General features: G+C 63.7%; 23 protein-coding genes. 16 read left to right on the forward strand and 7 right to left on the reverse strand.

The window, feature by feature from the left end; genetic code table 11:
• Nucleotides 1-66: 66 nt before the first annotated feature.
• Nucleotides 67-570, reverse strand: coding sequence for a DUF1643 domain-containing protein (locus G3T36_RS08220; protein ID WP_163289219.1), 504 nt, complete (start codon nt 568-570; stop codon nt 67-69).
• 72 nt (nt 571-642) lie between these two features.
• Between G3T36_RS08220 and G3T36_RS20000 the strand changes: the two genes are divergently transcribed.
• The 11 genes from G3T36_RS20000 to G3T36_RS08275 all read left to right on the forward strand — a co-directional run bounded on the left by G3T36_RS20000 (nt 643) and on the right by G3T36_RS08275 (nt 13,287).
• Entirely contained in the window at nt 643-918 is a 276-nt protein-coding gene (locus G3T36_RS20000) for a helix-turn-helix domain-containing protein (RefSeq protein WP_275690003.1), read from the forward strand.
• Nucleotides 915-2,693, forward strand: a complete 1,779-nt coding sequence (locus tag G3T36_RS08230; RefSeq protein WP_163289221.1) for a DNA methyltransferase — start codon at nt 915-917, stop codon at nt 2,691-2,693. Before G3T36_RS20000 ends, G3T36_RS08230 begins: the two co-directional genes overlap by 4 nt.
• The gene (locus G3T36_RS08235; RefSeq protein ID WP_338031514.1) at nt 2,690-4,534 is read left to right on the forward strand and encodes a DNA methyltransferase; all 1,845 of its coding nucleotides are present in this window, start codon (nt 2,690-2,692) and stop codon (nt 4,532-4,534) included. Before G3T36_RS08230 ends, G3T36_RS08235 begins: the two co-directional genes overlap by 4 nt.
• Before the next feature lie 35 nt (nt 4,535-4,569).
• Complete coding sequence (locus G3T36_RS08240) at nt 4,570-5,307, forward strand: hypothetical protein (RefSeq protein ID WP_163289222.1); 738 nt, start codon at nt 4,570-4,572, stop codon at nt 5,305-5,307.
• Nucleotides 5,308-5,528: 221 nt separating this feature from the next.
• On the forward strand, nt 5,529-6,479 hold the full coding sequence (locus G3T36_RS08245) for an NAD(P)-dependent alcohol dehydrogenase (protein WP_163289224.1): 951 nt from the start codon (nt 5,529-5,531) through the stop codon (nt 6,477-6,479).
• Nucleotides 6,480-6,603: 124 nt separating this feature from the next.
• Nucleotides 6,604-7,854 carry an extracellular solute-binding protein gene (locus G3T36_RS08250; protein ID WP_163289225.1) on the forward strand — a complete coding sequence of 417 codons (1,251 nt, stop codon included), beginning with the start codon at nt 6,604-6,606 and terminating at the stop codon, nt 7,852-7,854.
• Between the two features lie 89 nt (nt 7,855-7,943).
• Entirely contained in the window at nt 7,944-8,891 is a 948-nt protein-coding gene (locus G3T36_RS08255; protein WP_163289226.1) for a carbohydrate ABC transporter permease, read from the forward strand.
• Nucleotides 8,892-8,898: 7 nt separating this feature from the next.
• A complete protein-coding gene (locus G3T36_RS08260) occupies nt 8,899-9,756 on the forward strand; it encodes a carbohydrate ABC transporter permease (protein ID WP_240148413.1) in 858 nt (285 codons plus the stop codon).
• 20 nt (nt 9,757-9,776) lie between these two features.
• Nucleotides 9,777-11,342, forward strand: a complete 1,566-nt coding sequence (locus tag G3T36_RS08265; RefSeq protein WP_338031515.1) for a glycoside hydrolase family 5 protein — start codon at nt 9,777-9,779, stop codon at nt 11,340-11,342.
• Between the two features lie 11 nt (nt 11,343-11,353).
• A complete protein-coding gene (locus tag G3T36_RS08270) occupies nt 11,354-12,595 on the forward strand; it encodes an ROK family transcriptional regulator (protein WP_163289232.1) in 1,242 nt (413 codons plus the stop codon).
• A 119-nt stretch (nt 12,596-12,714) separates the two neighbouring features.
• Entirely contained in the window at nt 12,715-13,287 is a 573-nt protein-coding gene (locus G3T36_RS08275; protein WP_163289233.1) for a dihydrofolate reductase family protein, read from the forward strand.
• 23 nt (nt 13,288-13,310) lie between these two features.
• Here G3T36_RS08275 and G3T36_RS08280 read toward each other — a convergent pair whose 3' ends face one another.
• Entirely contained in the window at nt 13,311-14,228 is a 918-nt protein-coding gene (locus G3T36_RS08280; RefSeq protein ID WP_163289235.1) for an AraC family transcriptional regulator, read from the reverse strand.
• A gap of 71 nt (nt 14,229-14,299) precedes the next feature.
• Between G3T36_RS08280 and G3T36_RS08285 the strand changes: the two genes are divergently transcribed.
• Nucleotides 14,300-15,685: a dihydrolipoyl dehydrogenase family protein gene (locus tag G3T36_RS08285; RefSeq protein ID WP_163289237.1), complete on the forward strand. Its 1,386-nt coding sequence runs from the start codon at nt 14,300-14,302 to the stop codon at nt 15,683-15,685.
• Nucleotides 15,686-15,742: 57 nt separating this feature from the next.
• Nucleotides 15,743-16,336, forward strand: coding sequence for a hypothetical protein (locus G3T36_RS08290; RefSeq protein ID WP_163289239.1), 594 nt, complete (start codon nt 15,743-15,745; stop codon nt 16,334-16,336).
• 7 nt (nt 16,337-16,343) lie between these two features.
• Here the strand turns inward: G3T36_RS08290 and G3T36_RS08295 are convergent, their stop codons facing one another.
• The 3 genes from G3T36_RS08295 to G3T36_RS08305 form a co-directional block, all read right to left on the reverse strand.
• Entirely contained in the window at nt 16,344-16,859 is a 516-nt protein-coding gene (locus G3T36_RS08295) for a heme-binding protein (RefSeq protein ID WP_163289241.1), read from the reverse strand.
• A 41-nt stretch (nt 16,860-16,900) separates the two neighbouring features.
• Nucleotides 16,901-17,734 (reverse strand): aldo/keto reductase, encoded by an 834-nt coding sequence (locus tag G3T36_RS08300; RefSeq protein WP_163289243.1) that lies wholly within the window; start codon nt 17,732-17,734, stop codon nt 16,901-16,903.
• An 82-nt stretch (nt 17,735-17,816) separates the two neighbouring features.
• On the reverse strand, nt 17,817-18,683 hold the full coding sequence (locus G3T36_RS08305; RefSeq protein WP_163289245.1) for a PrsW family intramembrane metalloprotease: 867 nt from the start codon (nt 18,681-18,683) through the stop codon (nt 17,817-17,819).
• Nucleotides 18,684-18,830: 147 nt separating this feature from the next.
• Between G3T36_RS08305 and G3T36_RS08310 the strand changes: the two genes are divergently transcribed.
• The 3 genes from G3T36_RS08310 to G3T36_RS08320 all read left to right on the forward strand — a co-directional run bounded on the left by G3T36_RS08310 (nt 18,831) and on the right by G3T36_RS08320 (nt 21,874).
• Nucleotides 18,831-19,505 (forward strand): O-methyltransferase, encoded by a 675-nt coding sequence (locus G3T36_RS08310; protein ID WP_163289246.1) that lies wholly within the window; start codon nt 18,831-18,833, stop codon nt 19,503-19,505.
• Between the two features lie 75 nt (nt 19,506-19,580).
• A complete protein-coding gene (locus G3T36_RS08315; RefSeq protein ID WP_163289247.1) occupies nt 19,581-20,141 on the forward strand; it encodes a PadR family transcriptional regulator in 561 nt (186 codons plus the stop codon).
• Between the two features lie 5 nt (nt 20,142-20,146).
• Entirely contained in the window at nt 20,147-21,874 is a 1,728-nt protein-coding gene (locus G3T36_RS08320; protein ID WP_163289248.1) for an AarF/UbiB family protein, read from the forward strand.
• A 12-nt stretch (nt 21,875-21,886) separates the two neighbouring features.
• On the opposite strand, the gene G3T36_RS08325 is transcribed toward G3T36_RS08320, so the two are convergent.
• A complete protein-coding gene (locus G3T36_RS08325; RefSeq protein ID WP_163289250.1) occupies nt 21,887-22,120 on the reverse strand; it encodes a hypothetical protein in 234 nt (77 codons plus the stop codon).
• A gap of 96 nt (nt 22,121-22,216) precedes the next feature.
• Nucleotides 22,217-22,486 carry a hypothetical protein gene (locus G3T36_RS08330; protein WP_163289252.1) on the reverse strand — a complete coding sequence of 90 codons (270 nt, stop codon included), beginning with the start codon at nt 22,484-22,486 and terminating at the stop codon, nt 22,217-22,219.
• Nucleotides 22,487-22,545: the final 59 nt, after the last annotated feature.

Consider the following 22,545-nt stretch of genomic DNA (forward strand, 5'->3'; position numbering starts at 1 on the left):
GCCCTACCGCGACGTCCCAGGGCACAGCATCAACGTATCCCACACCCGCGCATTGGGTGGCGTTAGCTACGTCCCCACTTGTTGTGCCATATCCACTTGGAGCGCCAGACGAAGTGCATCTTTGAACGCCATCTGCGGGTGGCGCGCCGCCGTATAGCGTTGCCAACGGGAAGGATGCCGAGGTTCATCTCCCACCATCCACACCGTTGCCGATATCTCGGAAGTTTTGCTTTTTAACCAATTGACTTGCGAACGATGAAACTCGCGCGCCAGACCAGTGGGTTCGCTTTTGCCCCACGCAAAGAGGACATTTGTCGATTGCAGTAGCAACGGCTCGAGCAGAAGACGTGCTGACATCCAATGCGTGGGATTGGCACCAACGGAGCTAATCTCGACGACATCTGCAGTCGCTTGCGCAAACAGATTTCCGACAACGTAACCGTCACAGCCAGCTAGACCTGCAGCCAGATCTACACGTGCGAGCGTTCGCGCGCCGGATGTTTCAGACGGCGGACTCGCCAGGATCGCGAGCAATGGCGCCGACGAACTGGTCCCAGGCACACACTTCATGGAGACAGAATATCTGTGGCACACACGCGGACTGCGGTGTCGAAACACAGAATGTCGGCGGCGACACATAGCATGAGAGCTGTGCTGGTCGACCAACCTTTTCTGACGCCGCGTGTGTACGAATGTGCGGCGAGCGCGGGGGAAATAGCTCAACTGCTTCGCCAAGTCAGGGAACATGACGGATTAACTCAAATGGAATTAGCAACGCGTTTGCAGTCGACTCAATCGACTATCGCCCGATGGGAAACCGGTGAACACGAGATGACCATCTCAACCCTAAATCGGATCTCAGAGGCGCTCGGCATCTGTGTCAAATTGTCGTTCGGGCGGGTCGGTAGCGGATCTTGAGTCGAATAGTTAGTGAACCATTTCGGGACCAGGTAACGGCCAGCAAGGGTTCGGTCTTCTATCGTACGCACAGCTATCACACCAAGGTGCCCCCACAAGGAATCGTGCCGATGATCGAGCATTACACGGACCTAGGAGACACGGTCCTCGATCCTTTCTGCGGATCAGGCATGACCGGTGTGGCTGCGATGCTGTCCGGACGACTTGGTGTTCTATCGGATCTCTCACCCGCGGCTGTGCATATCGCACGAGGGCACGTGGCCGCCCCCTCACCCGACGCGGTATCCCGAGCTGCTAATGATCTCCTTAGCGGTCTCAGTGAGATTGAGCATGATCTATACGGCACTCAATGCGCTCGCTGTGATGGATCTGCTCGCATCGAATACACCGTTTGGTCAGACATCATCACGTGCCCTGTCTGCTCCTCAAAAATGCTGTTCTGGGACGCAGCTCGTCGACCCGACGGCACGCTTTCGAAGGCCCTAACTTGCCAGAGCTGTCGGCAGAGCTTTCGTAAGAGCGAATCCGAGATCGGTGCACCGCGTCCCGTATTGGTTTCGGTCGCGTGTTCATCATGCGGCACTCGGGAGCAACGCGGGCTAACGGCACGCGAAGTCGAGATCGCATCACGTTCTCGACGAACCTCGATCAAAGATTGGTTCCCAACAGCTCCGCTCGAACCATGGCGTGAGATGTGGCGAGGCCAGCACGGCAAAATGGGTATCCATACAGCGGCGGACTTCTTTACCGATCGAAATCTTGAGGCTCTCGCGGCGGTCTGGGCGCGCGCGAGAAATTCAGAGGAAAGCACAACCTTGATGTTCGCGGTGACGGCGATTGTTAATCGAGCGTCCCGTCGCTATCAATGGAATCCAAAAAGACCGACGAACGTGCTGTCGGGGACCTTGTATATCGCTTCCCTGACATACGAGTTCAATGTCTTCTCATTGTTGCGACGGAAGCTGGCGGCAGTCCGCCAATTGGCCGTCGCCCAGAAAAACTCCCCCGGCTCAAGCGTTGTGAAGCAACGCTCGGCAACAAACTTGTCAGGTGTAGCCGACCACAGTATCGACTATGTCTTTACGGATCCGCCATTTGGGGCAAATATTTACTATTCGGATGCCTCCTTCTTATGGGAAGCCTGGCTAGATGACTTCACGATTACTACGGAAGAAGCGATTGTCTCCACATCACTGAAGGCGAGCCACGGCGGCAAAACGCTTAGCGATTATGAGACATTGATGTCTGCGAGCTTCGAGGAAATCGTGAGAGTCCTAAAGCCCGGGGCGTGGGCGAGCGTGATGTTCCACAACAGCGACGACGCTGTCTGGAGCAGCCTAGAAAGAGCCATCGAGTCGGCTGGACTCAACCTCGAGTCGGCGATTGCCTTCGACAAAAGCCAACCCAGCTTCAAGGGCGTCAAACAACTGACAAATCAAGAGCGCGTCTCAAGCTTTGATCTGGTTCTCCATCTCCGGCCCGCAACGTTCCAGCGACAAAGAGCGAAACCGACGATCGCGCAGGACAGGGCCGTGCGTGACGAGATAGTGACAGCCCTGACGACTCACCTTCGCAGCGCACCGCCTAGGCTCCGCAGTACCCCTTACCTGCACTCCTTCGTGATGCGGACACTCCTTGAGCACAACTGGCCATTTAGGGGCTATTCATATGGTGACGTCGAGTCGCTCCTCTCGGCCAATTTCGAGAATCGTGACGGTGCGTGGCGCATTTCGGAACAATCAGACACAAGCCAGCTGAACAAGGGACTACTGTGACAATCGTCGAAAATCTGGAGGCAAATACGCCAACGGAGGTGTCAGAGGACAGAGCGCTTTCCGAGGTTCTGTATATGACCGGGGGTACTGCGTCGCATCCAATTCCCGCGGTTACGACTGCATCCAAAGGGAGTAAGGCTTATCAGGTTCATACCTACCCGACCAAAGTTCCACCTGGAGCAATAGAGCCGTTCATAGAAGCAAGTACGCGTCCGGGCGGGGTCGTTTTAGACCCGTTCTGCGGATCCGGTATGACGGGGCTTGCGGCGCAGAACATAGGGCGGCGCGCAATTCTGTCCGATCTGGCGCCGGGCGCGATTCACCTCGCCTTCAACCACACGCACGCTATCGACCGAGCTATTCTTGGCGCATCATTGCTCGAGATTTCCAAGCGACTCGCACCGCTGGAGCAATTCCTTTACGAGTCAGCATGCCCGACGTGCGGGCGAGCAGGATTGCTGCGCCATATGATCTGGAGCGATGTCCACGCTTGCGGATCTTGCGGCCACGAGATGCGGGTTTGGGACCACGCAGATACTGCTGGCGGGAGTTCCCGTATTCTGACCTGCGAAAATTGCGGTAACCGGCAGTCCCGTGCCGGCGTCGCTGGTGCGAAGAACACTCCTGTCGAGCGGACCGTTGCGTGTGTCGACTGCAAGAAACTTCAAAGGGGCAATGTATCTACCGCTGACCTTGCGCGCATTGCCCGCGTCAACTCACAGAAACTCAAACTGTGGATCCCGTCAGTCGCTCTTGGACCGGATCGTGAGATGTATAGGCGATCCGCATTGCATCTTCGAGAGATCAGCAACGTTGCGGACTTTTGGACCCATCGAAGCAAGATTGCTCTGAGCGAGCTATGGAACTTCATTTCCACTCGGTCAGATCCGCGGGCTCAAAGCGCTCTCCAGTTCGCCTTTACGAACACAGCCTGGCATGCCACCCGAATGCGTCGTTACAATGCCCGCGGCGGGCAAAGACCGCTGACCGGAACTCTCTACATCCCGCAACTAATAGCGGAGGGGAACGTTTTTGAGATCTTCCGTCATCAGGTCGCCCAATTGATGCGCTTTTATCAAAGTCATCCGCACATCGCTGATCCAACGCTGTTGACGTACACGCGGCAATCATCGGCGAACGAGTTGGATTGGCTTCCGAACTCAAGTATCGACTATGTGTTTACGGATCCGCCCTTCGGCGCAAATCTGTTTTATGCCGATTGCAACGTCGTCTGGGAATCGTGGCTCGGCGACGTCACAGACTTAGAAAAGGAAATAGTGGTAAACCGATCGCTTCCTGAGTCTGCCGGTGGCAAGAACATGCTGGACTACGAAAACTTGCTTACTTCATCGTTCGCCGAAATTAGACGGGTGATGGCGCCTGAGGCCCGAGCGAGCGTCGTGTTTCACAACTCCGATGACAAGGTATGGTCCGCGTTACTTTCCGCTACGACCCGCGCCGGGCTGGTGCAAACAGATGTAAGCGTGCTCAACAAGGTGCAGCGGTCGATGAAGGGATACAAGGGGCGAAGCGGCTCAGAGCTCGTCCCGTTCTATGACCTCGTAATCACTTATCAGGCCGGTAGACGAGAGTCGACCGTCCCGGTTGACGGTGTTCTGAGCGCAGCGATGAGGACCGTCGCGGCGCATCTCAAGCATGTTTCTCCAGTCCTAAGTGAAGAGACAAGCCATGAACGCAGCCTCGAGTATCTTTACTCGCTTTCCATTGGATCGCTTATCGCCGGTGACCATTCACCGAAGGGATTGTCGTTCAAAGCAATGGAGTTGGCACTCAGAGAGAACTTTGTATGCGAAGGCGGTCTTTACTACGCAGTCGACTAGCTGGTCCCTTGTCGCGAGAACAATGGAGTCTGGATATGAGCACTGTTGATGTCGTCGCGTCGGCGTTTGAGCGAGCGGGCTGGAAGATCTTTCGGCAACAGGAGGTTTTTGGACGCGGCGCCAACCCAACGCGACTCGGCATAATTGCTGGACACGAGCGCTTAGAGATGCTCGTCTATGCCTGGAGAATTACAGGAGAAGGCGCGGGCCGCAAAGGCACAAACTATCGGATTCAGACGACGCGAAGTCACCACGATGATCTGCTCATCGAGGGGGAGCGTTTGACCATGGGGTTCGGATATGACAAGGAACGCGACGTAATCGCCGTGTTCGACGGTTGGACGAAACGCGCTACTGGTTCCTCGTCCAGCGTTCACATAAAGCGCAGTTTGCTGACGGCCGCTCAAACCGATGGCTTTGCGGAGGATGGGGATCCCTGGGACGCTCGCGCCGCGTCGACGTCGGAAAGCGCAGATCGACTCATAGATTGGATCCTTGAGCAACGAAATACCCGAACGGCATTCGTCGAACCTCTGAGTATTGAGATCGATAGAGATAGCGCGGTCATAACTGCTGATCTTTGGGATTCTTCGCCGGCGGCCTGGTTGCGCCCGGGGGACACGGCACTTCTGGATCCTTCGGCTGACAAACGTTCCCAGGTAACTCAGCAGTGGCGGATCCTGAATGCGCAGGTTGTCATCACTTCACCGCCGGGCCAGAGGTACCCTCGACGCTCGGTAGTCTTCCGGTGCGACAGGATTACCGAGTCCTGAGAGGCAACAAGCGGCCATAACAAGTCCCAAGGCTGCACGAACGTGAGCGAAGCACTTGAGCGGTTTTGAGATTGAGCAGCGACAGGCGCGCGGAGCGGTCCAGCGTTCGAGAGGCAACCGGAGCTGGCGTTGATCGCTCAGGACATCGTTCTGCCCTTGCGCCGCCCGAGTACACTCGGCCGCATGTCCGATTCTCGGCGTCTCGCTCGAATGGGCGCAGGATGAAGGCCGTCGTCTATGACCGGTACGGGCCCCCCGACGTGCTGCGGATCGAGGACGTGCCGATGCCGTCGCCGGGCGAGAAGCAGGTGCTGATCGAGGTCGCCGCGACCTCCGTGAACCTGTCGGACTGGGAAGGGCTGACGGGGTCGCCGGGGTACGCGCGGATCGGAGGGCTGCGCGCCCCGTCCCGCCACGTGCTCGGCTCCGACATTGCCGGCCGCGTCGCAGCCATCGGCGAGGCCGTCACGCGGTTCAGCCCGGGCGATGAGGTGTACGGCGACAATCTGGGCCTCAAGGGAGGGTTCGCCGAATACGCGGTTGCACCCGAAACTGCGCTCGCGCTCAAGCCGGAGACACTGACGTTCGCCGAGGCGTCAACCCTTCCCCAGGCGGGTGCGATCGCGATCCAGGGAACCGCCGGCGCACGCCGGGGGCAGCGCGTAGCGATCAACGGGGCGGGAGGCGGGTCGGGCGCCTTCGCAATCCAGTTCGCCAAGCTCGCCGGAGCGCACGTGACAGGCGTCGACAACGCGGGCAAGCTCGACTTCTTGCGAGAGCTCGGCGCTGACGAGGTGGTCGACTATCGCAGCGAGGACTTCACTAAACGCGAACCCTACGATCTCGTGCTCGATCTGGTCGCGCACCGCTCCATGTTCGCCTATCAGCGGGCAGTGGCGCGCGGCGGGCGCTACCTGATGGTCGGCGGATCCATGCGGTCGCTTCTGCGAGCCATCACTGTCGGACCAGTGCTCGGCCTGCTCACCGGCCGCCGGCTGGGACTCCTCTTTGCGCGCGAGGGGCCGACCTACTTCGGGCCTGTCGCGGAGCGCTGCATCGCGGGCGACCTCCGCATCCACATCGACCGCACGTTCGCCCTCGACGAAGTGCCGCAGGCGCTCGCCTACGTCGGTCAGGGGCGCGCCCTCGGCAAAGTGGTTGTCGCACCCTAAATACTCACGCCACGCTCTGGCAGGGATGTGATTGACAGACTTCAGTTAATAGTTATGATAAGACTTGAAATAAGTCCCACCCCACCCCCTCACACCCCCGCACCAACGAGAAGGAACCTCAATGATGAGTAAGTTCACAAAGGCGATCGTCCCGATCGTCGTGGCCGGGCTGGCCTTCACCCTCACCGCGTGCAGCGGTGCGGCGTCCGGCTCCACCACCAAAGACGCGAGCGGTCCGCTCACCGTCTGGGTGATGGGCGATTCGAGCAAGAACTTCGAGAAGCTCGTCGCACCGTTCGTGAAGTCCACCGGTCAGAAGGTCGACGTCGTCGCCATCCCGTGGGACAGCATCGACCAGAAGCTCACGACCTCGGTTGCATCCGGTTCGGGTCCGGATGTCGTCCAGATCGGCCTGACGAAGCTCAGGTCGTTCGCCGACGCGGGTGCGCTGCTGCCGCTCGACGACAAGATCTCCGCCTACCCGAACCTTGCCGCAGCCAAGTTCGCGGACGGGGTCGGCGGCAAGGCGACCGCGGTCAACGGCAAGATCGTCAGCGTGCCGTGGGTCAGTGACACGCGCGTCCTGTTCACGCGAACGGACATCCTCTCGGCAGCCGGCATCGACAGCCCGCCCTCGACCTGGGACCAGCTTCGCTCCGACGCGAAGACGCTCGCCCAGCGCGGCCCGGACAAATACGGCTACTACATTCCGCAGTGGGACAACGCGCTCCCGGTGGAGATGACCTGGGACTTCGGCGGCAGCATCGTCGACAAGAAGGGCAACATCGACTTCAACACCGACGCCTTCCACAAGGCCGTCGACCTCTACACGGGGCTGTACTCCGACAAGAGTGTCCCGGTGAACGGCGACTTCGACCAGGTGCACGGGTTCGTCTCCGGAGCGGCACCGATGCTCGTGAGTGGACCGTACCTGGCCGCCGCGATCAACGCCGCAGCGCCGAACCTCGCCGGCAAATGGACGGTGAGCACCCTGCCCGAGGCAGACAAGGGCACGTCGCTCTTTGCCGGGTCCAACCTCGGGATCTTCAAGACCTCGAAGCACCAGAACGGCTCGCTGAAGCTCCTCGACTTCATCTCGAAGAGCAGCACTCAGCTCGAGTGGTACAAGATCAACGGCGAACTGCCGACAGTGAAGGCCGCGCTGAACGACCCGAGCTTCACCTCCGACCCGCTGGTCAAGGTCTACACGAAGCAGCTCGCCGACGCGAAGGTGCTGCCGCTCATCCCGAACTGGGATGGCGGAGTCGGAGCGAACCTCCTGAAGGCGCTCAACTCGATCGCCCTGCAACACAGCGATCCGAAGAGCACGCTCGACACGTTCTACCAGTCCACGGCGGGAATGTCCGCAAAGTAGAAGATGGCAGCTCGATAGGTAGTGGTGGGCCGCACGCCTCCGCGGCCCACCACATCCATCGTTCTACACCCCGCACCGAAGGACACCCCATGGCTGCAACGAACGCCCTCGGCACCGCGCTGACTCGACGGCGATCCGCCGCGAGTCGCGGTCGACCCGGATTTGCGCGCCTCACGCCGTACCTTTTCGTCACTCCGGCGATGCTGCTGCTCCTTGCGTTCGGGGTGTTCCCGATCCTCGTCGCCGCGCTGGTGAGCACGACCGACATGAACATCTCGGGGCTCGCCGACTGGAGCAATGTCAACTTCATCGGCGCGAACAATTACGTCAAGCTCTTCGCCGATCCGGACTTCTGGCAGGCGATCGGCAACACGGCGTTCTTCGTCGTCATCGGCGTTCCGTCGGTCGTGCTGCTGTCGCTCGGTGTGGCGTTGCTCCTGAACCGCAGCGGGAACTGGTTCTTCCGCTCGCTGCGTGCGTTCTACTTCATCCCGGCGATCACGGCGATCGTCGCGATCTCGCTCGTCTGGGGCTACCTGTACAACACGCAGTTCGGCCTGCTGAACTGGCTGCTCTCCCTGGTCGGCGTGCCTCCCGTCCAGTGGTTGTCCGACCCGACGCTCGCCAAGTTCTCGGTGGCACTGGTCGCGATCTGGCGTGGAACGGGACTGAACATCATCATCTTCCTCGCCGCCCTCCAGGGGGTGCCGCGCGAATATGTCGAGGCGGCCTCGCTCGACGGGGCCGGCGAGTGGCGTATCACCCGATCGATCGTCATACCGCTGCTGCGATTCGCGATCTTCTTCGTCACGGTCACCACGATCATCTCGTGGTTCCAGTTCTTTGACGAGGCGTACGTGCTGACCAACGGTGGCCCACTCGGAGCGACCACCTCCATTTCGATCTTCCTGTACCACCAGGGGTTCCAGCAGAGCGCGTTCGGCTATGCCAGCGCGGGCTCGCTCATCCTGTTCGTGATGATCGCCGTCGTCACCCTCGCCCAGCTGCGCCTTCGGAGGTCCGACGTTGACTACTAGCCCGACCTTGACCACCAGCCTCAGCGCCTTGCGCCACCGCTCGGCGAAACGCCGCGGCCGCCGCCTCACGGTGGTCATCGGCACCGCCCTGGCGATCGGCGCCCTCATCACGGCGTTTCCGTTCTTCTGGATGCTGACCACCTCGGTGAAACCGCAATCCGAATCGCTGACCTACCCGCCGACGCTGGTGCCGCGCACGCCGACCCTGCAGTACTTCGGCACCCTGTTCACCGAACTCGACTTCGGCCAGTACCTCGCGAACACGATCATCGTCGTGCTGATCGGCGGCATCGGCCTGCTGCTGATGGCGATGGCGGGCTACGCGTTCGCGAAGTTCGATTTCCGGGGCAAGCAGTGGATGTTCTTCCTGGTGCTCGCGACGATGATGATCCCGGTCCAGGTCACGATGATTCCGACGTACCTGATTCTCAACGGTATGAAACTGACCAACACGTTGATCGGAATCGCGCTGCCCACCCTGGTCAGCGGGTTCAGCATCTTCCTGTTCCGGCAGTTCATGAGCACGATACCGACCGAGGTGCTCGAGGCCGCTCGCATCGATGGGGCTGGCGAGTTCCGCACCTTCCTGCTCATCGTGCTGCCGCTGTCGAAGCCGATCATCGCGGTCCAGGCCGTGCTCACCTTCATCGCCGGCTGGAACAGCTTCCTCTGGCCGCTGGTCATCGCGAACGACCAGCACCTGTACACGCTGTCGGTCGGGCTGTCGTTGCTCAACAAGGAGATCGCCGTCAATCCGTCGCTGCAGATGGCTGCGGCGACGGTCATGGTGGTGCCGATCCTGATCGTGTTCATCGTGTTCCAGCGGTACGTCATCCAGGGCTTCGCGCTCTCAGGCTTGAAATGAAACGTGGGGGAAAGATCACTGTGACCAACGCACCGACACCGACCGAACGCCGACGCTTCGCACCGCGCCCAGCGGACTTCAGCGGGTTCGTGAGAGCGCAGAACGCCCGGCTCGTCGACGGGACCGGCCGGCCGCTCCTGCTCCGTGGCGTCGGTCTCGGCAATTGGATGCTCCCCGAGGGCTACATGTGGCGGTTCGGCCCGGGGGCCGAGTCGCCACGCCAGATCGAGTCGCTGGTGACGCAACTGATCGGCGAGGATGCGGCGGATGCGTTCTGGGAGGAGTTCCGCGACTCCTTCATCACCGAATCCGACATCCGCGAGATAGCGGCCAGCGGGTTCGATCACGTGAGGCTGCCGATCAATGCCCGCGTCATCCAGGACGAAGACGGCGCGCCGATCGAAGCCGGGTACGCGATGATCGATCGCCTCATCGACTGGTGCAGGGGCCACCGGCTCTGGGTGCTGCTCGACCTGCACGGAGCGCCGGGCGGCCAGACCGGCACGAACATCGACGACTCGCCTCACGGGATTCCCGAACTGTTCATGAGCGACCGGTACCGGTTGCTGACCATCCAGCTGTGGGAGGAGCTGGCGAAGCGCTACGCCGGCGAGACGGTGGTGCTCGGCTACGACCTGCTCAACGAGCCGCTGCCGAACGAGTGGCAGTACCGGTACGCCGGCGAACTCGCGGCGCTGTACCAGGACCTGACGGCTGCTATCCGGATGCACGACCCGGATCACCTGATCATGTACGAGGGCTCCCACTGGGGCACCAACTGGGACATGTTCACCGAGGTCTGGGACGACAACTCGTGCCTCCAGTTCCACAAGTACTGGTCGGCGCCGGACGCCGGAAGCATCGCTGCCTTCCTCGAAGCCCGCGACCGGCTCGGCCTTCCCATCTATATGGGTGAGGGCGGCGAGAACACGCTCGAATGGATCTACACCGCGTTCCGGATGTACGAGACCTACGAGATCGGCTGGAACTTCTGGCCGTGGAAGAAACTTGCGACCGTGACCTCGCCGGTCTCTGTGGTTCCGCCGGCCGGCTGGGGCAAGGTGGTGGCCGCGATCGACGATGTGGATGCCATCTCGCGGCCGGAGGCGCAGCGCGTGTTCGACGACCTTCTCGCGGCCATCCGTATCGAGAACTGCGAGTCGCGAGCTGACGTCGTCGCGGCACTGCTGGCGGAAGGCCCGGCCGTGCTGCCCAGCTGGGGTTTCGGGTACCGCGGCGCCGGCGAATCGTACGGAACCGCCGTGAGCCCCACAGTCCCCGGGATTCGCGACGGAGACCACGTCGCCATCAACTGGCGGCAGCCGGGGGACAACCCGACGAACCCGTTCGAGCAATCCGACGGCCGGCCGTACCACCCGGCGGAGGAGCTGGTCGTCGAACTGGACACCGATGACTGGCTCGAATTCGAGGTCGCAACCAGGGTCGACCCCGCGACCACGCGAGTGCTGGATCGATCCGGCAAGGATGCTCCGGTGCGCATCCACACCAGCGAGCGCGGGTTGCGCGTCGTTGCGACGACACGGACCGCGATCTCGCGCGTCATCCCGGGAGGCGCGGGTTGGTAGGTTCTAGAACTATGACCGGACTCTCTGCCTCCACCAGTGTCGGCGCCGGTGGTTCGGCTCCTGCGCGGGTGAGCGATGTCCGTCAGCGCAATCGTCGGGAGGCGCTCAGGCGGATCATCCTCGCGGGCAGCACGTCGCGCGCCGAGCTCGCGCGGGACTCCGGTCTGTCCATCGGTTCGGTCACGAACATCGCGACCGAACTGATCGCCGAGGGTCTCGTCGTCGAAGCAGGGATGGTCGCCTCCCAGGGTGGCCGGCCCGTGACCCTGCTGGCGCCGAACCCGTCGGGCGCGTACCTGCTCGGCGCCGACGTCGGAGAGCGCGGCGTCGCCGTGGAGCTCTTCGACCTTTCGATGACCCGCGTCGACCGTGAATTCCGTGGTGGCCGAGAGGACGAGAGCCTGGAGGCGATCTCGCAAGACCTGCGTGAGGCGGTCGCCGCGCTGCGCGAACGCAACCCTGACGCCTGGGAGCGGACCGTGGGCATCGGGCTCGGTCTCCCGGGCATCGTCGAATGGGATGCTGACGGACACCAGGTTCTGCACGCCCAGAGTCTCGGATGGCCGGCCGTCTCCATCTCCGAACTCGTCGACAGCGACATCCCGGTCTTCGCCGAGAACGGGGCGAAGACGCTGGCTATGGCAGAGATGTGGAACGGGTCGGCACGCGACGTCGACGAAGCGCTCGTCCTTCTCCTCGGTCGCGGCGTCGGGCTGGGGATCGTCAGCGACGGCGAGCTCGCCCACGGTCACATGAGCAGTGCAGGCGAGTGGGGCCACGTCAAGATCGAGCGCAACGGCAGGCTGTGCCGGTGCGGTGGACGAGGATGCGTCGAGGCCTATCTCGGCGCGGATGCGATCCTCGACAGCTGGCGGGAGGCGGGTGGCCGGTTCGAGGGGTCGGGCTGGCGGGCCATTGGCGAACTCCTCGAAGCCGAGCGGGCGGGTGACCCCGTGGCGTCGGCTGTCGTGGAGGAGCTGGTCCAGACCCTCGGTTCGGCTGTCGGGGGACTGGTGAACCTCACGAACCCGCAGCGGGTCGTGATCGGTGGGTGGGTCGGGCTGCGCCTCATGGAGACCCTCGCGCCACCTATCGAATCGGCTATCCGCGCCGCCTCACTCGACCGGCCAGGGAGCCAGTTCGAGCTGGTCCCGTGCCGATTCGGGGGCGACACCGTGGCGTTGGGCGCCGCGATGATGCCGTTGGGTGTGCTGCTCAACGAGCCGCGCGGGATGGTCCACGCCGGCGCGTAGGACAGCCGCCTTGACGACGGTGTGAAGGGCGAGCGCCCAGTTCGGCCCGCGCGCGGTGTCTACATCACACGTAGGCACCGACCAACGGAGCAGCACCAACCAACGAGGTGGAGAACGAAATGGGAAAGATCGTCGTCAGCGAGAACGTGTCGCTCGATGGGGTGGTCGAAGATCCGACCGGCGAGGCGGGCTTCGCGCGCGGTGGCTGGTTCGCCGAGTACATGGGCGACGACCGGGAGGCGTGGGCGAGGATCGAGTATGCCGAGGCGCTCGGGGCGGATGCTCTGCTGCACGGTCGTCGAACGGACGAGTACTTCGGCCCGCGCTGGAACGTCGCCCCCGGCGAGTGGGCGGACCGGCTGCGGAGCCTGCCCAAGTACGTCGTGTCGTCGACGATCACCGAACCGATCTGGGTCAACTCGACGGTGGTGAGCGGCGATGTCGTCGACGAGGTCCGCAAGCTCAAGCAGGACACGTCCGGCGAGATCGTCGTCTACGGCAGCCGGCAGCTGGTCCACACCTTGCTGGAACACGACCTGGTCGACGAGGTGCGGTTGACCGTCTTCCCGGTGGTGCTCGGCGCCGGCGAACGCCTCTTCGGTGCATCCGCCGACACGATGTCGCTGCGTCTACGGAACACGCAGACCGTCGGTGACGGCCTGACGCACCTCACTTACGAGGTCGTGCGTTAGGCCCGATGAGCAGGGATCATCGCTTAGGTGCCCGCCGCGGCGCGACGGAACCGCGCCGGCGTGATCCCGGCCTCCTGCCGGAACGCGCGAGCAAATGCCGACTCCGACAGGTACCCGACCTCTGCGGCAACCCCGCCGACGGTGAGCCCGGTCGTCCGTAACAGATCGGCCGCGACCATCAGCCGCACCCTGGTCACGAACGCGCCGAACGTCGTTCCGGTGTTTCGCTCGAACTGGCGGATGAATGTGGCGCGCGACATCGCGCACATCCTGCTCGCGCGCTCGATCGACCAGTCGCCGCCCGGGTCCGTCAGCACCCGCTCGACGACCTGGGTGATCGTCGCGCTCGTGGATGCGGTCCACAGGGCAGCATCGGTTGTCGCGCCACGCGACGTGCGCAGGATCATCGTGAGCAGCACGCTGCACAGCGACGAGAGGATCGCTGCCGTTCCCTCGCCTTCGCGGGCCGCTTCCTCGCGCATCAGCGTACTGAGCATCCGTAACGCCGCATCCGTTTCGGGCGTCTCGCCGAACGAGATGTGCACGGGTTCGGGGAGGCTCTTGAAGAGGATCGAGCCGGCACCGGGGCCGAACGTGTAATGCCCGCAGAAGAGATCGATGACCGGGTCGCCGCCGCCCTCGCTGAGCGTTGTGGTGAAAGCGTCACCAAGCGACTCCGTCACGCCCCGAAGGTGCGCGTGACCGGGTGTGATGATCCGGTGCGATTCGCCACGGGGGATGAGCACCACATCGCCGGGCTTGAGTTCCAGGAGGTGCATGCCGACCTGGAGCTGGCAGGTCCCCTCGAGCAGGACGTGGAACGGCGCCGTTCTTTCGCTCGCGTACGACACATCCATCGCGGTCGACACGCTCAGCATGCAGTGCTTGTCGAGCGACGCATCCACGCGGGCGAGTCGGATCAGGTGGCTTACAGCATCCATATGAGACTTTCGGACTGAAACATGCGATGAAACAGCCTACATCGCGCATCCCGAAATCGTTGACTAGTGACATGGAAACAGCAACGAACCTCACAGCGGATGTACTCGTCATCGGATTCGGCAAAGGCGGCAAGACGGCTGCACATGCCCTCACCGACGCGGGCAAACGAGTCATTCTGGTCGAGCAGTCCGAGAACATGTATGGCGGAACCTGCCCGAACGTCGGCTGTGTGCCGACCAAGATGCTCGTCCACTACTCCAACGCGAAGCGTCTCGAAGACGACGCGCAGGAATTCTTCGCCAACTCCGTCGCGGGCGTCCGAAGACTGACGAGTGCATTTCGCGCCGGCAACTTCGCGAGCCTCGACGGCAAAGACACTGCAACGGTGATCACCGGCACCGCACGATTCGTCGACGCCAACACGGTCACCGTCGGAGAAGGCGACGACCGCATCACCGTGACCGCGCCGACGATCCTGATCAACACGGGGTCGGAGCCGATCGTCCCGAACATCCCGGGGCTCGCAGAAAGCTCCCACCTCGTCAGCAGCACCGACCTCATCCAGAAGGACCACCTTCCTCGTGACCTGGTCATCGTCGGCGGGGGATACCTGGGGCTCGAGTTCGCCGCGATCTACCAGCACTTCGGAACCCAGGTGACGGTACTGGAGGCGGCCGACCGGCTCCTCGGCCGGGAGGATGCGGACATCGCGGCGGTTGCGAGCGGGATTCTCGTGGGCGACGGCATCCGGATAATCACGGGCGCATCGGTGGTCGGGGTTCGAGAGAACGGGAGGACCGCGGCGATCGACTACGAGAAAGATGGGCGGATGCACACGGTCGAAGCCGAATCAGTGCTGTCGGCGATCGGCCGACGGCCTGCGACGGCGGAACTGAACCTCGGCGCGGCCGGTGTGACGACGAGCCCACGTGGTGCGATCCAGGTCGACGAGCACCTGCGGACGAACCAGCCGCACATCTTCGCGCTCGGCGACGTCAACGGCGGACCCCAGTTCACCTACGTTGCCCTGGACGACGCCCGAATCGTTCTCGATCAGCTGCTCGGCGACGGCATCCGCACCACCGCCGACCGCGTGGCGGTGCCGCACACGCTGTTCATCACGCCGCCGCTTGCGACGGTCGGGCTGACCGAGGCGGATGCACGGGCACAGGGCCTGCACATCACCGTCGCTCGCGAGAACGTCGCCGACATCATCGCGATGCCTCGCGCGTACACCGTCGAGGAGACCCGCGGAGTGATGAAGTTCATCATCGACGCCGACACCGATCTGATCCTCGGGGCTGCGCTGCTCAGCATCGACTCGCAGGAGCTGATCAACACGGTCGCGCTGGCGATTCGGTACGGCGTGACCGCGACCCAGCTGCGGACCTCGATCTACACGCATCCGAGTTCGACGGAAGCTTTCAACGAGGTGCTCGGAAAAGTGATCGGCTGAAGTCGTGCGTCAGGCGAGCGTTGCCGCGGCGACTCGCCCGGCGTATTCTGCGGCACTATGGACCGCATCACCGACTCTCAGAACGCTCCTCGGCGACCCGACGCTTCGGAGCTGGCCGAGTTCACGAAGAAACTCCGTGAGATCGGACCCGGCTCCGGCCTGTACCCGGGCACAATCGTCTCGATCGATGCCGGACACCTTTTCCACAGTCTCGGCACCGGGGCGAACCTGGCATTGCCATCCGGCGTCGCCACCGGAGATGTCCTGTTCGCCCCGAACCTCAATCCGGCATTCTTCTACTCGTGGGATGTGCATCCCGAGCAGCCGCCCGATTGGTTTCGGGTCTCGGTCCGTTTCACTCCGGCGGATTTCGGCATCACCCAGGCGCGCTCGTACGAGCTCGAATGGGTCGTTGTGCCCTGGATCTTCGAGCTCGGCGCCGTGTTGACCCTTGAGGTTTCGACGAATTCCGGGACTACCGCTCAAAGTTGGACGCTGGAAGAGTTCGGAGTGCGGAGGTTACGCATCGCCGCCGGACCGATCGAGCCGAACGAGACGATCCGAGCCGACCTTGTCAGAAACAGCACAAACGGCAGCTGGATCTGGCTCCGTACGAACATCGCGTACGCGCCACCGGTCGTCCATCAGTGACCGGCAGTCACCTTTTCGCCAAAGGGTGACCCGCAGACGCGCCTACGAAGTCGTGTCGCTGGGCGACCTCGCCGAGGTACCGCCTCACGGCTTCGGCGGCGGCCTCGTGGTCGACCACATCCGGTTCGCCCGAGGTTGTGATCGTGGCCACGAGGTCGCCGTTCACGAAGATGGGGATGCAGCCGCCCCAGAATTTGTAGCTGTCGTCGAGGCCGTCGGCGATGGACGGGTCGGCGTCCTTCTTCAGGCGGGCGAGCAGCGAGCTGTGGCCGAACTTCTTCGCGACCAGCCTCTTGCCCTGGATGACGTCGGCGTTGCGCTGGCCGGTCGTGCCGAGCTGCGCGCGGTAGGCGAGCTCGTCGCCGATGTGGATGTCGACGGCGAGATTGCGATCCCATTCGCGGATGACGGCGACGGCGATCTCGCCGAGCCGGGTGGCATCATCCCGAGCGAACGCGGGGACGTCGAAGACGGGCTCGCTCTCGAGCTGCTCGATCGTGTAAGTCGGTTCGGGGCGGGCCATGGTGTCTCCTGAACAGGTCGCGGCGCGGGCGCGGGCGTCGGCTAGTTGATGTCGGCCGGGTTGCCGCCGACCCGACGATTCTCGTCGAGGGCGTCGATCGCGGCCATCTCGTCCGCGCTGAGCTCGAATCCGAACAGGTCGAAGTTCTGCGCCATCCGCTCGCGGCGATTCGACTTCGGGATGACGATGTTGCCCGTCTGCAGGTGCCAGCGCAGCACCACCTGGGCGGGCTGGACGCCGTGCGCTGCCGCCGCATCCTGAATCGCCTGCATCCCGAAGAGGTCGTACTTGCCCTGCCCGAGCGGGCCCCACGCCTCGGTCTGGATGCCGTGCTCGGCCTGGAACGCACGCAGCTCGCGCTGCTGGAAGATCGGATGCAGTTCCACCTGGTTGACGGCAGGAACGATGTCGGTCTCGGCGAGCAGTCTCTGCAGATGCGGGATGAGGAAGTTGCTGACACCGATGGAGGCTGCGCGGCCATCCGCTGCGAAGGTCTCGAAGGTGCGCCACGTGTCGACGTAGAAGTCGTTCGCCGGCATCGGCCAGTGGATCAGGTAGAGGTCGAGGTAGTCGAGCCCGAGCGCGTCGAGGCTGCGGGCGAAAGCGCCTTCGACATCGCGCGCCTTGTGGTGGTCGTTGCGGAGCTTGGTGGTGACGAAGATCTCTTCGCGGGGGATTCCGGATGCTCGGAGCGCGGCCCCGACCTCGGCCTCGTTGTTGTAGCCGGTCGCGGTGTCGATGTGGCGGTAGCCGACCTCGAGCGCATCCTCGACCACGCGCTGCGTGTCGGCCGGGTCGACGAGGAACACGCCGAAACCGAGCTGGGGGATGCTCTTGCCGGAGTTGAGAACGATGGTAGGCACAGGGGAAGTCATGGTTTCGAGCGTACGAGGCGGGCGGCTGCGCGTCCAACAAGTGAGGGCGTAGGGATTCAGAAGTCGCCCTTCTCGGCTGTGGTCAGGTCGCGGGCTGCAACAGCGCCTCGGTCCGCCCGAAGTGCCGCAGCACCAGCCAGAGCGTCAGGATGCCCGCCGCCGACGTCAGCGCGAGACCGAAGATGTAGAACGTCAGGAACTGCATCGCCCCACCGTTCGTGGCCACAGCGGTAAAGGCGGCGATCTCCGAAGCCGAATCCCATGCCGCGTGTAGGAGCGAGCCGCCCAGGTACGCGATCACAATCCACCACGACCAGCGGAAACGATCGCTGAGGTGCGCGCATCCGAAGATCACGGCGCCCAGGATGGCCGTCCAGAGCACGTGACCGACCGGCGCCAGGATCGCCCGCACCACCTCCGTCTCCAGGAGCGACGTGAGATCGATTCCCTGGGAGGTGATCGCCGCGTTGAACGCGTAGCCGGCGGATTCGAAGGCCGCGAATCCGGCCCCGATCGTCGCGCCGAGGAGGGCTCCCTGCTTCGCTGTCTTCGGGGTGACCCGCCAGCCGACGATGACGAGGAGCACGCCCTTCACGAACTCTTCGATCAGGCCTACGAGCCCGTAGACGCCGAACGACTGCTGCAGGCGCGCTTCGAGAATGGATGCGCCGAGCACGCCGAGAATGCCGCCGACGAAGAACGCGAGCACCAGCTGCAGGGTGCTGATCGACCCGGTCACGCGCTCGATGACGAAAAGGACGACGCAGAACGGCACGAGGAAGCTGCCGAGAAGGATGAGCGTGGGCACGAGATTCGTGTTCTGCGTGGTCGCGGTCACGATGATCGTCACGATCCACAGGGCGAGGCCGGAGAGCAGCGTCTTCCACCACCAACCGTGGTGATGATGCGGATGTGCCACGGGGGCGTAAAGGGTGCTGTCGGTTGCCATCGGAATCCCCTCTCGACTCTTGTATGACCATCCCACGGATGGTGCGGTCGTGAACAGGGGAGGCATACGATTGTGCACACTCTGGCGAATAACCGGCACATTCTGGCGCACGGCCGGATACACACAGCACCGGCAAGGAGACACGACATGGCTGATTCGCAGTCGCAGTGGGACGACGTCGACCGGTACCTGATCGACACGCTCGTCGGAGAGGATGCGGCGCTCGCCGCGGCGCGCGCGTCGAGTCGCGACACGACGGCACCCGGAATCGAGGTCACCGCCAACCAGGGCAGGCTGCTCGGGATGCTCGTCGAACTGATCGGGGCGAAGCGCGTGCTCGAGTTCGGCACCCTCGCGGGCTACAGCATGATCTGGATGGCGCGCGCGACCGGGGAGGGCGGCGTCGTCACGTCGCTCGAACTGGAGGAGCAGAACGCCGCGATCGCCCGTGCGAATGCCGAGCGAGCGGGAGTCGGCGACCGCGTCGACGTCATCGTCGGCCCGGCACGCGCGTCGGCCCAGGCGCTCGTCGACGCCGGCGTCGAGCCCTACGATTTCGTGTTCATCGACGCTGACAAGCAGAGCACCCCGGAGTACCTGCGACTCGTGCTCGAGGTGACCCACCCGGGCAGCGTGATCGTCATCGACAACGTGGTGCGCGAAGGCTCCACGGCCGACGCGGACAGCACGGACGAGCAAGTGCGGGGGATGCGCACAGCACTCGCCGACATCGCCGCGAATCCGGCGCTCGAGGCGACGGCCCTCCAGACTGTCGGGCTCAAGGGGTGGGACGGTTTCGCGATCATTCGTCGCGTGAGCTGACCGCATCCGGAACCTACCGTTTGCTCCCATAACGATATATCGTTGAGTATCGTTCGTGGTTCTGAGGAGGACATCATGGGTGGTTCATTCTCCGCCGGAGGTTTCGGCAGCGGCTCTCCAGGCGAGGGCATCTGGCAGACGATGGAACAGATCTTCTCGGAGGTCGAGAAACGCATGGGCGGCGCGCGTGGCGGCGGAACGCGGATGGGCAAAGGCGACGTGCGCGCCGCAGTGCTCGCGCTCCTCGCTGAGAAGCCGATGCACGGGTACCAGATCATCCGTGAGATCGACGAGCGCAGCGGTGGCAGCTGGAAACCCAGCGCCGGGTCCGTCTATCCCACGTTGCAGCTGTTGGCCGACGAAGGGCTGATCACCGCCGAGGAGTCGAACGGCCGCAAGACCTACGCGCTGACCGAGGCCGGCCGCGCAGAGGCCGAGGCAGCGGATTCGTCGGCGCCATGGGAAAGCACGGCCACCGAAGGCACGCCATCCAATCTGCTGCCTAAAGCGGGCATCGAACTCGCGCAGGCAGCAGCCCAGGTGCGACGGACAGGGTCGCCTGAGCAGGTCAAGCAGGCCGCCGAAGTGCTCGACGAAGCGCGGCGGAAGCTCTACTCGATCCTCGCTCAGGACTGACGAGGGTGCCGCCGGTTCGACAGGGTTCCGCAAGCGGGCCGGATGCGCGTGCCACGCGCATCCGCTACCGCCGCATCCTGCGGTTCGCAGGTCGGCAGCTGGCCGTGGTGTGGTGGTTCGACCTGTTCCTGCCCCGCATCGGGCTCGAAAGGGTCGCGGCACGCGGCCGGTCGAAACGGTTGCGCCGCATCGCCCAGCGGTTCCATGCGCTCGCGGTCGAGCTCGGCGGGCTGATGATCAAGGTCGGGCAGTTCATGTCGTCGCGGCTCGACGTGCTGCCGCCCGAGATCACCAGCGAGCTCGAAGGCCTGCAGGATGAGGTGCCACCCGTACCGTTCGAGGGGATCCGGGTGCTCGCCGAGGCGGAGTTGGGCATGCCGCTGGCGCGGGCCTTTCCGCGAGTCGACGAGACGCCGGTGGCGGCGGCATCCCTCGGGCAGGCGCACCGGGCCTGGCTCGCTCCGATGGATGCGGCTGAAACCGGGCTGGATCAGGTCATCGTCAAGGTGCAGCGACCGGGCATCGACAGGATCGTCGACGTCGATCTGGCGGCACTCCGCAGAGTCGGCGGCTGGCTGAGTCGCGTGCGGCTCGTCTCCGACCGCGTCAACATGCCCGCCCTCGTCGAAGAGTTCGCGACCACCAGCCTCGAAGAGATCGACTACCTGCACGAGGCTGCGGGATGCGAGCGCTTCGCTGCCGACTTCGAGGGCGACGATCGGGTCGCCGTCCCCGCGGTCGTCTGGGAGCGCACGACCCGGCGCGTGCTCACGCTCGGCGACGTGACGGCGATCAAGATCACCGACGTGGAAGGACTGCGCGCGGCAGGGATCGACCCGGCCGAGGTCGCCCCGGTCTTCGCGACGGTGATGTTCGACCAGCTGTTCACGAACGGCTACTTCCACGCCGACCCGCATCCGGGCAACATCTTCGTCACGCCCGTCGCCGACGCGCCCGGTGAGCGGCCGTGGAAACTCACCTTCATCGACTTCGGCATGATGGGCGAGGTTCCCACGAGCACCCGCAGCGGCTTGCGGAAGCTCCTGATCGCCGCCGCCACCCGCGACGGCAAAGGCATGGTGGATGCGATGCGCGAGGTGGGCGTGCTGCTTCCGACGTCCGACACGGCCGAGCTCGAACGGGCGATGACGCAGCTGTTCGCCCGCTTCGGCGGGATGGGGTTCGCGGAGCTTCGCGAAGTGGATCCACGCGAGTTCCGCGAGTTCGCGACACAGTTCGGCGATGTGGTGCGGTCGCTGCCGTTCCAGCTGCCCGAGCACTTCCTGCTCATCATCCGGGCGATGGGCACGACCTCCGGGGTGTGCAGTGCGCTCGACCCCGAATTCAACGTGTGGAACTCGATCGAGCCGTATGCGACGCAGCTGCTGCGCGATGAACGCGGCAACGCCGTGCAGGATGTCGCGAAGCAGGCCCTGGACATCGCCCGCGTCGCAGTCGGACTGCCCAAGCGGCTGGATGAGCTCATCACCCGGTTCGAGGACGGCACAGTAGCGGTCGCGACCCCGCGCCTCGAGAAGCGGGTCGCACGACTGGAACGCGCCACGCGCCGGGTGGTGTCGGCGATCCTGTTCGCCGGGCTGCTCATCGCCGGCGCGGTGCTCTATGTGGCGGGGGCTGCGAATGCGACGGATGCGGTGCTCGGCATTGTGCTGATGGTCGCGTCGGTCATCCCGCTGCTTGTCGCTCTGCTGGCGGGTCGCCGCGGCGGCTGAGCGCTGGGATGGTCAGCTTCGGTTCCGTCGGGATCGAACAATCGATACCACGGAGAATGCGACGAGAGCCAGCCCGATCACGAGCAGCGCAAGCATGATGAGCGGGTCGACCATGCCGGCATCCGGTTCGTTCGGGCGCGACGCCGACGCCAAAAAGGCGTGCACTTCGAGCCATGCGAACGTTGCCAGCAGGACAGCGCCGCCACCGAGGACAACGGAATGCACGGCGACCCGGCTGAGCTTCATGAGATCGAACCTAACGTTCCCGGCGATTGACGCGCATCCCTCCCCGGGATGACGTGCGGTCGGACCATTCGCGTAGCGAATCGCCGAGGCATCGCTCTACTGCGCCGGGTGCGGGTTCGGCGGCCCCTTCCAGTAGCCGGATGGCTTGCGGTTGTCGTAGAGCACGAGCGTGTCCGCCCGTTCGAGCGAGTCGCAGACGGCCATGAGCACGCGCTTCTTCGGGTCGAGATCCCAGCGGATCAGCAGGTACTGGTCGGCGCCTCGCCGGTCGACGAAACGTTTGATGACCGCCTTGGGCAGAACCTCGTCGTCGCGCATCACCAGCCAGGTGTCCTGGTCGTAGCGGATGGGGCGCGGGGGGTTCACGACTGAATTCGAACATATGTTCGAACGATTCGCAAGCGAGCAGCTGTGCGGTCGCGTTG

The sequence above is a fragment of the Leifsonia tongyongensis genome, from assembly GCF_010686705.1.
Classification (GTDB): Bacteria; Actinomycetota; Actinomycetes; order Actinomycetales; family Microbacteriaceae; genus Diaminobutyricibacter; species Diaminobutyricibacter tongyongensis.